A 12,199-nucleotide genomic window follows, 5' to 3' on the forward strand; every position below is an offset into this window, starting at 1 on the left:
ATGAATGAAAAATGGACAATTATAGATGCATTGCGCCATTCAAGACATGATTGGCTCAATCGTATGCAGATGGTGAAAGGAAACCTTTCCCTTGGAAAAGTGGAAGAGATTCATAGTCTCATCGATCGTTTTGTCCAAGAAGCGAGACAAGAATCCAATCTGATGGGGCTATCAATGCCTTTATTTTCAGAGTGGATTTTAACATATAATTGGAAACAGCAGCCGTGCTTATTGGAGTACGAAGTATTAGGGAAATTACATAACTTATCTCACTTAGATGAGACTGTATGTACATGGACGAATCAATTTTTCTCAATGCTTCAGCATAGTTTAGACGTATATGTTGAAAATTATGTTTGTATCACAATTGAATGTGACGCGGAGAATGCTCGTTTCTTTTTTGATTTTCGTGGTAAGCTAACGAGTGTAGAAGAACTACAGAATTGGCTTGCGACCCAAAACAATAAATGGTATTCCATTTCTTATACAGTACGAGACGAAGAAGTCTCAGTTATATTACAACCAATCGAAAAAAGTGTGGTGAAATAATGTTTGTAGATCAGGTCAAGATATATGTAAAAGGCGGCGACGGTGGTAACGGAATGGTTGCGTATCGTCGTGAGAAGTATGTACCTAAAGGTGGCCCAGCAGGTGGCGACGGTGGTAAAGGTGCAGATGTTGTTTTCATTGTTGAGGAAGGCTTACGTACATTAATGGACTTCCGCTACCAACGTCATTTCAAAGCTGATCGCGGTCAGCATGGAATGAGTAAAGGTCAGCACGGACGTAAATCTGAAGATTTACTTGTAAAGGTTCCGCCAGGAACAGTAGTAAAAGATGAAAAAACTGGTCAAATTCTTGCCGATTTAGTAACGCATGGACAAACTGCTGTAATTGCAAAAGGTGGCCGCGGTGGCCGTGGTAACTCACGTTTCGCAACAGCTACGAATCCAGCGCCAGAAATCGCTGAGAACGGGGAACCAGGTCAAGAGCGTGATGTCATTCTAGAACTTAAAGTACTAGCAGACGTTGGACTTGTTGGATTCCCAAGTGTAGGTAAATCTACATTATTATCTGTCGTATCATCAGCGCGTCCGAAAATTGCAGAGTATCACTTCACAACAATCGTTCCAAATCTTGGTGTTGTTGAAACTGGTGATAACCGCAGCTTCGTTATGGCTGACCTTCCTGGACTAATTGAAGGCGCACATGCTGGCGTCGGACTTGGACACCAATTCTTACGTCATATTGAGCGTACACGTGTAATCGTGCATGTTATTGATATGTCTGGTTTAGAAGGCCGTGATCCATATGAAGATTACGTAACGATTAATAATGAATTAAAAGAATACAATCTTCGCCTAACGGAGCGTCCACAAGTTGTTGTTGCAAACAAAATGGATATGCCAGATGCAGAAGAAAACTTACAAGCATTTAAAGAGAAAGTGGGAGACGAAGTAAAAATATTCCCAATCTCAGCTGTAACGAAACAAGGTGTTCGTGACTTACTGTTTGAAGTAGCGAACTTAATAGAAACAACACCAGAATTCCCAATACATGAAGTTGCGGATGAGTCTGATACAAGTGTAATGTACAAATTTGAGACTGAAGGTGTTAAATTTGACATTACACGTGAAAGTGATGGCACGTTTGTTATCTCTGGTTACGATATTGAGAAAACATTCAAAATGACAGACTTCTCACGTGATGAATCTATACGTCGTTTCGCTCGTCAAATGCGCGGAATGGGTATTGATGAAGCGCTTCGTGCACGTGGTGCAAAAGATGGAGATATTGTAAAAATTCTTGAATATGAATTTGAATTTATCGACTAAGACTGCCGAAATATGGCAGTCTTTTTTTATCCCACTTTAATGGGCAGTAAGACCCCTACCTCAAAATTCAGCGAAAGCAAAGAAGTTAGGTGGGGGTCGGGCTGCCCATAAAAGTCCGATTGGTGAGGGCTGATAATCAGTGGGGGATGAAGAAAAAAACCCCACTGATTAAAGTTTCACTTTATATCGTAAAAGTCTGATTCGTACAGGAAAAAATCCCCACTAATTAAATTTTCAATTTATAATAGAAAAAGAAGTAGTTTTATAAGAACTTTTTATGGGGAGAAAGTGAACATGTATAAAATATTAATTGTAGAAGATGATGAGAAAATCGCGGGGATATTAGAGGAACATTTAGAAAGGTATGGCTATCAGTCATTTAGAGCAAGTGATTTACGACATATAAAAGATGAGTTCGTAAAAGTAAATCCACATCTCGTGTTACTTGATATTAATTTACCGTATTTTGATGGTTTCTATTGGTGTCGTCAAATTCGCAATGTATCGAATGCACCAATTATTTTTGTTTCTGCAAGAACGGGGGAAATGGATCAAGTCATGGCAATTGAAAATGGCGGAGATGATTACATTACGAAGCCATTCCATTTAGACATTGTAATGGCTAAGGTGAAAAGTGCACTTCGACGTGGGTATGGTGAGTACGCTTCTGCGGCAGAAAGTGATTGTTTAGGTGTAAATGGACTGTTGTTATTTCCGTCTCAGCACGTTATTGAGTGGCAAGGACAACAAACAGAACTGACAAAAAATGAATTTTACTTATTAGAGTGTTTAATGAAACAGGCGAATCAATATGTAACGCGTGAAGAATTGTTAGAAGCTCTGTGGGATGAAGTAGCCTTTGTTGATGATAATACATTAACCGTAAATGTAAAACGTGTAAGGAAGAAACTAGAGGAGCTAGGCATTAAAAATGCAATTGTAACGAAACGTGGATATGGTTATGCGCTTCTTACAGAGTGGGGAGAAGGGCATGAAGGTTAAAAATTACCTCATGGACCGCTTTTCTTTAATTCTTTCTTACATTGTTAGCCTCTGTTTATTTGGGCTCGTTTTGCAGTTGCAAAGTCTTTTAGAAAAGCGATCTATTGATTGGAATACGTGGTTATACGGACTTTTATTAGGGACAGTTGTTTTTACTGTATATCTCATTTACGATTACCGAAAACGGAGTGTGTTTTTAAAGAGGATTGAAAAGTATGTTACTGGCGGAAATACATTACATGATTCATTACTTATTGATACTTCTTATACGGCAGAGCAAGAGATGGTCGTTGAATCGTTTACGCTGTTAAGACAGCAATATATGAATGAAGTTCATAAACAACATGCGAAAGAGCAACAGCAAATGATATTTATGAATCAATGGATTCATCAAATGAAAACACCAGTATCTGTTATTGAGTTATTATTACAGAAGTTTGGTAAAGAGCATCGTGAAGCAAGAGCAACAGTTGAAAGTATTCGTGAAGAAAATAATCGTATACTAAATGGTTTAGATTTAGCGTTACATATGGCAAGGTTAGAGCAGTTTGCGAAAGACTATAAAGTAGAAGTAGTAAATGTGATAGATATTATTAGAGGTATTATTAATGAAAATAGAAAGTCTTTCATTCAATCGTCTGTATTTCCGAAAGTGATGTTTGAAGAAGATACTTGTATGGTTGCCTCTGATAGAAAATGGCTAAGTATTGCTATAGGTCAAATCGTTGTAAATGCAATTAAGTATACGAAAATTTCAGAAGCAGAGAAAAAGGAAATTCAATTTCAAATTGAAGAGAAAGATCAAAAGGTGTTATTACATATTAAGGACAATGGAATCGGTATTCCAGAGCAAGATGTAAAGCGTATATTTGATCCATTCTTTACGGGGGTAAATGGCCGTAAAACGAGAGAAGCGACTGGAATGGGTTTATATATTACGAAGGAAATTTGCGATAATTTACATCACGGTATTTTTGTGCAATCGGCTGAAGGAGAAGGGACAACATTCACGTTCCAATTTGCAAAAGATGAAGAATATCATACATTAATGAGAAAAATGACAAAACTGTAAGATAACAAAACGTTTTGTAAGGGAAATCACTCGTTTCTTTTTCTTATTTTTCTTATAGTAAATGTAAGAAGAAAACACATAGGGGGATTAGAAATGAGTGTTCTTGAAGTAAAAGGATTAACGAAGGTGTACCAATCAAAAGGTTCAGTAGCGACGACTGCTTTAAATGATATAAATTTTAAAATAGAAGAAGGCGAATTTGTAGGGATTATGGGTCCTTCAGGGAGCGGGAAAACAACGCTTTTAAATTTATTAGCAACAATTGATAAGCAAACTTCAGGTCATGTGCTTGTAAATGGGGAAGAAATTAATCAAATGCGTGCTGCAAAATTAGCGGAGTTTCGTCGTACACATTTAGGATTCATCTTCCAAGATTTTAACTTACTTGATACGCTATCGATTAAAGAAAATATCATTTTACCACTTGTAATGGCGAAGAAATCTGTAAATGAAATCGATGCAAAAGTGCTTGAGATTGCAAAGTTCTTAAATATCGAAGAAATATTAAATAAAAAAGTATATGAAGTATCAGGCGGACAGCAACAACGTGCAGCAGCTGCGAGAGCGATCATTCATGAACCGACGTTAATTTTAGCGGATGAGCCAACTGGAAACTTAGATTCAAAGTCAGCAAAATCATTAATGAGTGCGTTGCAAGATTTGCACGAACAAAAGAAAGTGACGATTGCAATGGTAACGCATGATCCAGTAGCGGCGAGTTATTGCGAACGTATTCTTTTCATACGTGATGGAGAGATTTTCTCAGAAATTCATAAAGGAAGAACGAAACAAGCCTTTTTCCAAGAAATTCTGGACGTACTTGCGATGCTAGGAGGAGAATATCATGAACTTTCGCCAGCTCGCGCTTAATAACGTAAAAGGAAATTGGCGTAATTATAAAGCGTTTCTTATTAGCAGTTGTTTATCTATAGTCGTATTTTTCATGTATGCTTCCTTTATTTATCATCCAGATGTTGTAGGCGGTAATATTAGTATGAGGGAGATGATTTCAAAAGGGTTAGAATCGATGAATTATATTGTAGTCATCTTCTCAGCACTCTTTATTTTATATGCAAATTCAACATTTTTACGAGCAAGGAAAAAAGAGTTTGGTCTATTAACATTAATAGGCGGAACGAAATCTCAACTTGGCCGAATGATTATATTAGAGCAGCTTATGTTAGGTAGTATTGCAATTGTAGTAGGTATTGGACTTGGTATGCTTTGTTCAAAATTATTCTTCCAAGCATTAAGCGTAATATTGAAAATAGATAAAACACTTCCACTTGTATGGAATAGTAAAGCGGTTTTGATTACAGCAGGTGTATACTTTATTCTATTTTTAATCCTATCATTGTTTAGCGTTTGGACAGTAGGACGCTTGCAAATTATCGATTTATTAAGAGAAGCAAGAAAACAAAAAGTAGAGCCTTTTGCATTTACATGGTTATGCGTAGTTGGTATAGGATGTATTATTGTTGCATATGTACTTAGCTTCCAAGTAACATTTATGAATTTTATCATTCTGTTTTTACCGATTGTAGGGCTGACGATAGGCGGAACTTATTTGCTGTTTACACAAGGTAGTACAGTTGTATTAAAGGCTTTACAAAAACAAAAAAAATCTTTTTATACATATCCAAATATGTTCGTACTTAGCAATCTTATTTATAAAATGAAAGATAATGCTCGTTTTCTATTTGTAATTTCTATCATTACGGCCGTTGTATCTTCAGCAGTTGGTACGCTGTACGTATTTTTCGAGGATATGAGTTATAAGGCAGCAACTAGTACCCCGCATGCTATTTCGTATGAGGAAAAGGGAATACATACGCATAATGTCATCAAAGAAGGAAAAGCAAAAGAGTTAATAAAAAAACATGGATTTGAAGAAGCGCGAGAAGTAACGTACGTAAAACTTCCTGGAACTCAAAAAATCACGATGTTTAACAGTGAACATGAGATGCCAATGGCGATTGTTTCAGAAAAAGAATATAACGCTGAAGTACGTAAACAAAAAAGAGAGCAAGTTAGAGAAGTTCATAATGCACCTGGTAGTGCAACGATGGTCATAACGGATATGGCGAACGATATGATGAAGATAGATCGTTCGAAACCGCATGAAATTAAAATTAACGGACAAAAGCAATCTGTTCAATTAAATGACCCAACTTCATTTTCTGTTTTTAATGATAGTGAATATCTCATTGTAAATGATCAAGATTTTGAGAAATACGCAAAGCTCGTACCGGATGAAGAAAAGACGAAATATTACGGTTATTATATAGAAGACTGGAAAAGTACGGAAGACCTTGTGTTAGATTTGAAAAAGGAGATTGCACCAGATAAACAAGGAGAACTAAACAACTCAGTGCTCGCTTATAAAAATATAAGGGAATCAGGGGCAATTACAATGTTTATCGGTTTCTTTGTAGCTGTACTATTCTTCTTCTTCGCTTGTAGTATGACATACTTTAAATGGTTTAACGATAAAGAACAAGATCGTATTCAATTTAAATCGTTAAAAAGAATCGGTATGACAGATAAAGAAATTCGTAAAATTGCAATTCGACAAATGGGTGTTATCTTCTTTATCCCAATTGTAATTGGTGCCATTCATAGTGGATTTGCTCTTCATACGTTAGGAAAAATGCTTTATCTCGATTTATGGAAATCAGGTGCGATTGTAATTGGAGCATACATTGTAGCTTCTGCGATTTACTTTATAATCGCGCAAAGAGGATATTTGAAACACGTGCAAAGCTAGAGAAACCTCTAGCTTTTTGCCTATGTAGTAAGTTATAGGGGGACGATAGATGAACATTCGACAACTAGCGCTACAAAATATAAAAGGAAATGGGCGTAATTATAAAGTGTTTTTCTTAAGTAGTTGTTTTGCAATATTTGCGTCTTTTGCATACATGTCTGTCATTGTACATCCGTATATGCAAGAGACACTGTGGTATCAAAATGTACGCTGGGGACTTGTTATATGTAATGTTATTATCATTTCTTTTTTCGTCATATTTATTTTGTACTCCACTTCTATTTTCATAGAGGCACGTAAGAAAGAATTAGGATTATATATGTTAATGGGAGCAACGAAATCTAACGTAATTGGTGTAATTATGACCGAACAAATGTTGATCGGGGTATTTGCTAATATTTTCGGTATTGGGATTGGCATGATCTTTTTGAAACTCTTTTTTATGGTGTTTAGCATGCTAATGCGTCTTCCGAAAGAACTCCCTGTTATATTTGACGTGAAAGCGATTGTGGTAACGTTTATTACATATATGGTTGTTTTTATTCTGTTATCTTTTATAAGTGCTTTACGTATATGGAACATAAAAATCATTCGGTTATTAAAAGAATTTCGAGCGGATAAAAAAGAGAAGAAAACATCAATATGGCTTTGTATATTCGGCTTTATTTGTTTAGGGACAGGATATGCGTTAGCGCTACAAGTGACAATGGAAACGATAGGATTATATTTTTTCCCTGTGTCTATACTTGTTTTTTTCGGAACGTACTTTTCTTTTACACACGGTACAATCCAATTGTTAGAAATGATTAAACGAAATAAAAAGATTATGTATACATATCCGTATTTATTTATAGTGAATCAATTGTCACATCGAATGAAGGAAAATGGTCGCTTTTTCTTTATGCTTTCTATGGCAACGACATTTGTAGTTACAGCAACAGGTACGGTGTTCTTATATTTTTCTAGCATGCAAGATATGTGGCGAGATGGGGGCGCACACTCATTTTCATACATAGAAAAAGGTGTTTCTACCCATGAAGTCTTTGAGGAAGGTACGGTTGAACAATTACTGCATCAATATGGATATGATGATTTTCAATTTATGAGTTTTGTTGGAGTGTATGCATCTTTTCAGTCCAACAAGGGAGAAACAGAAGTAGCGCCGCTCATTAAAGAAAGTGAATACAATCAGGAGGCAAGAAAACAAAAACAGAAAACGTATCATCCTAAAAAAGGAACTGTTACACTTGTTTTTTATAATAAATACAATCGTTCGAATATATATAATCAAAAAGAGATTCAATTGCAAGTAATGAATCGACCATATCAATTCGTATTTAACGGTCAGAAAGAAGGGGTGCAGTTTAACTATCATCTTGCGCACATTAACGGTCTGTTTTTCGTCATGAATGATGAAGATTTTGACGGAATAGCCAATAAGGTTCCGGATTCTGAAAAAATGATGTATAGAGGATACACATTACCAAATATCGAAAATACGAAAAAATTAAATGAAGCTTTACGGAAACATATAAAACAAGATGATAATAACGCATTTCGAAGTAATATGGAGTTATATGTGAATATGAAAGAGTTCGGCGATATTACTCTATTTGTAGGCTCATTCATTAGTATATTATTCTTTCTTACTTCATGTAGTATCGTGTATTTTAAATGGTTTCATAATATTTCATCAGATAGAAAGCAGTACGAAGCGCTATCTAAGCTTGGAATGACGAAAGAAGAAGTGTGGAAGATTTCTCGCTGGCAATTGTGTATGCTCTTTTTTGCGCCTATTATAGTCGGGAGTATGCATAGTGCGGTTGCGTTATATACATTTCATAATACAATCTTTATGGATGGTTCATTACGAAAAGTAGGCTTGTTTATTCTATTTTATATCGCCGCATGCATCATGTATTTCTTTTTCGCTCAAAGAGAATATAAGAAACATTTAGACTAGCAAACGCTAGTCTTTTTTTAATATTCGAAATTTACATAGAAGAATGTAAAAAAGTATGGTATAACAGTAAGAAAACGAAAAGGAGGGGAAAAGACGATGATTCGAGTAGGATATTTAGGACCAGAAGCAACATTTACAAATATGGCGGTGAGTCGTTTTTTTCCGGAAGCAGAGCATGTACCGTATCGAACGATTCCAGATTGTATGGATGCAGCTGCAAATGGAAATGTAGATTATGCAGTGGTACCACTAGAAAATGCCATAGAAGGCTCAGTGAATATAACAGTTGATTACCTCGTACATGAGCAACCACTTTCTATTGTAGGAGAAATAACAGTGCCAATTCAGCAACATTTACTTGTACATCCGCAGTATGCAGAAGTGTGGGAAGAAGTATATGCAGTGCATTCTCATCCACACGCTATTGCCCAATGTCATAAGTTTTTAAATGAAGAATTAAAAGGGATAACCGCCCGAGATATGACATCAACAAGTGCTGCTGCGCAATATGTGAAAGAACATCCTGAAGAAAAAATTGCTGCCATTGCAAATGAAGCAGCTGCAGAGAAATACGGATTAACGATTGTAAGGCGAAGCATTCATACACATAAAAATAATCATACACGTTTCCTAGTGCTCCATAAGAAAAAGAAAGCAATACTCTCAAATAATGGAGAAAACCGCGGAGAGAAAACGACGCTTATGATAACGTTACCTGCTGATTATGCAGGGGCGCTATATCAAGTGTTATCAGCTTTCGCATGGAGAAAATTAAACTTATCAAAAATCGAATCGCGTCCGATGAAAACAGGACTTGGAAATTACTTTTTCTTAATCGATGTCGATAAAGCATACGATGACGTATTATTGCCAGGCGTAACGATGGAACTTGAAGCACTCGGTTTTTCTGTTACTGTGCTGGGAAGTTATTCTTCTTATTGGTTGTAAGAGAGAGTATTTTGTAGTTAAGTCGATATAAATTCAGTCGCTAGTATACCGTCTGATAGATAAATAAAATCCCACCTATAAATGGTGGGATTCTTTATTTTAATTTCGCAAGACGATCTTCTAACTGATCACGCCAAATATCAGCTAGCTCTTTTACAGCAAGGATTTTTTCAATGCCATCTTTATCTTTTCTATTATGAAAATAAATTTCGTTAGAGAATAAAACAGATACATTGTTTGATGGACGATCTAGTAATGTAATTTTAGAATCTTTACGTACAGTACCTTCTTGAAGAACGCGGCATAGGTAGCCAGTAAATCCAGTTGCTACAATGCGCGGCAGTATGCCAGGAATACCGAGGCGTTTTGAAATCGTGCTACAAGGTACGCGCGCTTGTGTCACTTGAATAATCGCTTCACCTAATTTGTATGTATCTCCGATGCAAACATCATGCTCTAACATATTTGTTACGGTAATGTTTTCGCCAAATGCGGAAGCTGGAAGTGTTGTTTGGAATTCTTTTTCCCATAGTGCGTAATGCTCGTGTGGGTACACACAAACAGCGCGATCAGGTCCCCCGTGGTGTTTTAAATCCGCTACGTCATCACCAAGGAAGCCATCTTTTGAGAGAAAAGCTTCTTCCGTAGAATCTTTACATATACCTGTTATCATTTCTTTATCTTCGCCATATTTCATTTGTTTCGGTTTGCCAATGCTAAAGTGAACGAGTTCAATTCTCATATTTGATCTCCTTTACAATTGATTACAATATTATAGCATTAAAAAAGCACAGAGAATGATAAAAACTCTGTGCTTTACATTAATAAACGAGAAATCCTGCTTTATCTAAAGCCTCGCAAGCAGCGTCTAACTTTTCTTTAGAATCTGCTTCAATTGTATGTAAGTGAATACCGTCTGTTAATTGCGATAGATAGGAAGCATTTGTGTTTTCGATTTTTTGTAAATATTGCTCTACATCAAATCGATTACTTACCATGATGGATGCTGTTAAGTCACCGTATACAGGATGCTCTACTTTTACATCTTTAATCGTAACGCCGTGGTCAACAAGCATTGTAAGTTCTTGACGTACTTCAGCTGGTTTATGTTGGCATACAATTACGCGCTCGAAAGCTTGCTGTTTTTCTTGTGGTTTTAAATATAAGTATCCTTGAGCAGTTGCAATAATCGGTTCGTTTCGTGCTTTAAGCAAGGAAATATCTTGCACGATAACTTGTCTACTTACGTTTGTCTTTTTCGATAGCTCATTCCCGGATAACGGTTCATTTGCAGCGAGAAGCCACTGAAGGATAAGCTGTCGTCTTTCTTCACCTAAAATCTTTTTTTGTTCATTTTGTTTCATTATGATTTAACACCTCTATAAAATTGATTTCCAATTGTGTGTAGTGCATGAATAGTAGTATCAATTTGATCTTTCGTTGTTTGTTGTCCGAAAGAGAAGCGGACATATTGTTTTGCCTCTTCATACGTTTTTCCAATTGCAAGCATTGTTTTCGAAGGTTCTTGTTTACCGACTTGGCAAGCACTTCCAGTGGAAATGGCAATACCATGGCGATTACATTCTAGCATTGTATATTGACCTTCTATTCCTTTTATTGTAACCCCAATAATATGTGGTAAACAAGAAGTAGAATGACCTTCTACTTCAATTTCTAGCGGAAGTGTTCGTATTTTTTCTAAAAAGTAGGATCGTAACTCTTTAAAACGTAAATATTCTTCCTGATGGTTTTTTAATATATTCTCAGCAGCTGTTAAAAAAGCAGCGATGCCAGGAACGTTCACTGTGCCTGGGCGAAAACCTTTTTCGTGAGAGGTTCCCGGGAATATTTGTGCCCAGCGAACTTGCGGATTTATATAGCAAGCGCCAACACCCTTTGGTCCGTATATTTTATGTGCTGAAACAGAAAGACTATCAATCCCCATCTCAAAAACATGGATAGGAAGTTTACCAAATGTTTGTACACAATCTGAATGGAATAAAACGTTATATTTTTTTAAAAGTGCCCCGATCTTTGCGACATTTTGAACAGTTCCGATTTCAGAGTTTCCGTGCTGTATACTTGCTAGAACAGTATTTTCTGTAATAGCTGCTTCTAAATCTACTAAACGAATGAGTCCATTTTTATCAACAGGAATTTCAGTAATTGTATACCCTTTTGATTGTAAGGATTGAAAATAACTTCGAATGGATGCATGTTCCATAGGTGTCGTAATAATATGTTTCTTATTTTGGGCATTGAGAAGGGATTGAATCGCAAGATAGTTCGATTCTGACCCGCCGCTCGTGAAGAATACCCCTTGTTCCTTTCCGCCAATCATTTCAGCAAATGTTTTTCTGCAGACTTGTAATAAAGAAGAGGCTGTTCCTCCAATGTCGTGTAAACTTTGTTCATTTCCGAAGTATTGCGATGCTGCTTTCATATATGTTTGTAATGCTTCCACGCTCATAGGTGTAGTAGCTGCATAGTCAAGATATATCATCATGTAAGGTCCTCTCTCTAGTAAGAGTTACATTTCTTTTATTTTTTAAATGGTAGTGAAAATAAGAATTATAAAAAAACTCTTGTCATTATTTTAAAACTATGTAAAT

11 protein-coding genes are annotated in these 12,199 nt (G+C 36.2%); 8 read left to right on the forward strand and 3 right to left on the reverse strand.

The window, feature by feature from the left end; all coding sequences use genetic code 11:
- The 8 genes from AC2CGR_RS15835 to pheA all read left to right on the forward strand — a co-directional run bounded on the left by AC2CGR_RS15835 (window position 1) and on the right by pheA (window position 9,587).
- Window positions 1-549, forward strand: coding sequence for a sporulation initiation phosphotransferase B (locus tag AC2CGR_RS15835; RefSeq protein WP_001003587.1), 549 nt, complete (start codon window positions 1-3; stop codon window positions 547-549).
- Window positions 549-1,835: a GTPase ObgE gene (gene obgE, locus AC2CGR_RS15840; protein WP_029440021.1), complete on the forward strand. Its 1,287-nt coding sequence runs from the start codon at window positions 549-551 to the stop codon at window positions 1,833-1,835. Before AC2CGR_RS15835 ends, obgE begins: the two co-directional genes overlap by 1 nt.
- A 294-nt stretch (window positions 1,836-2,129) precedes the next feature.
- Complete coding sequence (locus AC2CGR_RS15845; protein WP_061688020.1) at window positions 2,130-2,837, forward strand: response regulator transcription factor; 708 nt, start codon at window positions 2,130-2,132, stop codon at window positions 2,835-2,837.
- Entirely contained in the window at window positions 2,827-3,909 is a 1,083-nt protein-coding gene (locus AC2CGR_RS15850; protein WP_484480995.1) for a HAMP domain-containing histidine kinase, read from the forward strand. The genes AC2CGR_RS15845 and AC2CGR_RS15850 overlap by 11 nt, the downstream gene beginning before the upstream one ends.
- Window positions 3,910-4,002: 93 nt before the next feature.
- Window positions 4,003-4,779 (forward strand): ABC transporter ATP-binding protein, encoded by a 777-nt coding sequence (locus tag AC2CGR_RS15855; protein WP_000114530.1) that lies wholly within the window; start codon window positions 4,003-4,005, stop codon window positions 4,777-4,779.
- Window positions 4,754-6,676: an ABC transporter permease gene (locus AC2CGR_RS15860; RefSeq protein ID WP_484480996.1), complete on the forward strand. Its 1,923-nt coding sequence runs from the start codon at window positions 4,754-4,756 to the stop codon at window positions 6,674-6,676. The genes AC2CGR_RS15855 and AC2CGR_RS15860 overlap by 26 nt, the downstream gene beginning before the upstream one ends.
- Window positions 6,677-6,725: 49 nt before the next feature.
- Window positions 6,726-8,639: an ABC transporter permease gene (locus AC2CGR_RS15865; RefSeq protein ID WP_087965888.1), complete on the forward strand. Its 1,914-nt coding sequence runs from the start codon at window positions 6,726-6,728 to the stop codon at window positions 8,637-8,639.
- Between the two features lie 96 nt (window positions 8,640-8,735).
- Complete coding sequence (gene pheA, locus AC2CGR_RS15870) at window positions 8,736-9,587, forward strand: prephenate dehydratase (RefSeq protein ID WP_000621725.1); 852 nt, start codon at window positions 8,736-8,738, stop codon at window positions 9,585-9,587.
- 94 nt (window positions 9,588-9,681) lie between these two features.
- Here pheA and AC2CGR_RS15875 read toward each other — a convergent pair whose 3' ends face one another.
- The 3 genes from AC2CGR_RS15875 to AC2CGR_RS15885 all read right to left on the reverse strand — a co-directional run bounded on the left by AC2CGR_RS15875 (window position 9,682) and on the right by AC2CGR_RS15885 (window position 12,093).
- Window positions 9,682-10,329, reverse strand: a complete 648-nt coding sequence (locus AC2CGR_RS15875) for an MOSC domain-containing protein (RefSeq protein ID WP_087965886.1) — start codon at window positions 10,327-10,329, stop codon at window positions 9,682-9,684.
- Window positions 10,330-10,408: 79 nt separating this feature from the next.
- Complete coding sequence (locus tag AC2CGR_RS15880) at window positions 10,409-10,951, reverse strand: transcription repressor NadR (RefSeq protein ID WP_000812272.1); 543 nt, start codon at window positions 10,949-10,951, stop codon at window positions 10,409-10,411.
- Complete coding sequence (locus AC2CGR_RS15885) at window positions 10,951-12,093, reverse strand: IscS subfamily cysteine desulfurase (RefSeq protein WP_087965884.1); 1,143 nt, start codon at window positions 12,091-12,093, stop codon at window positions 10,951-10,953. The genes AC2CGR_RS15880 and AC2CGR_RS15885 overlap by 1 nt, the downstream gene beginning before the upstream one ends.
- Window positions 12,094-12,199 lie beyond the last annotated feature (106 nt).

The sequence above is a fragment of the Bacillus sp. LSHTCR4 genome (genome assembly GCF_057197025.1).

What these genes read in the sequence shown, in the direction of transcription:
- AC2CGR_RS15885 (WP_087965884.1), bottom strand. Translation starts at nt 12,093, where the DNA reads ATGATGATATATCTTGACTATGCAGCTACTACACCTATGAGCGTGGAA.
- AC2CGR_RS15880 (WP_000812272.1), bottom strand. Translation starts at nt 10,951, where the DNA reads ATGAAACAAAATGAACAAAAAAAGATTTTAGGTGAAGAAAGACGACAG.
- AC2CGR_RS15850 (WP_484480995.1), top strand. Translation starts at nt 2,827, where the DNA reads ATGAAGGTTAAAAATTACCTCATGGACCGCTTTTCTTTAATTCTTTCT.
- obgE (WP_029440021.1), top strand. Translation starts at nt 549, where the DNA reads ATGTTTGTAGATCAGGTCAAGATATATGTAAAAGGCGGCGACGGTGGT.
- AC2CGR_RS15835 (WP_001003587.1), top strand. Translation starts at nt 1, where the DNA reads ATGAATGAAAAATGGACAATTATAGATGCATTGCGCCATTCAAGACAT.
- AC2CGR_RS15860 (WP_484480996.1), top strand. Translation starts at nt 4,754, where the DNA reads ATGAACTTTCGCCAGCTCGCGCTTAATAACGTAAAAGGAAATTGGCGT.
- AC2CGR_RS15855 (WP_000114530.1), top strand. Translation starts at nt 4,003, where the DNA reads ATGAGTGTTCTTGAAGTAAAAGGATTAACGAAGGTGTACCAATCAAAA.
- AC2CGR_RS15875 (WP_087965886.1), bottom strand. Translation starts at nt 10,329, where the DNA reads ATGAGAATTGAACTCGTTCACTTTAGCATTGGCAAACCGAAACAAATG.
- pheA (WP_000621725.1), top strand. Translation starts at nt 8,736, where the DNA reads ATGATTCGAGTAGGATATTTAGGACCAGAAGCAACATTTACAAATATG.
- AC2CGR_RS15865 (WP_087965888.1), top strand. Translation starts at nt 6,726, where the DNA reads ATGAACATTCGACAACTAGCGCTACAAAATATAAAAGGAAATGGGCGT.
- AC2CGR_RS15845 (WP_061688020.1), top strand. Translation starts at nt 2,130, where the DNA reads ATGTATAAAATATTAATTGTAGAAGATGATGAGAAAATCGCGGGGATA.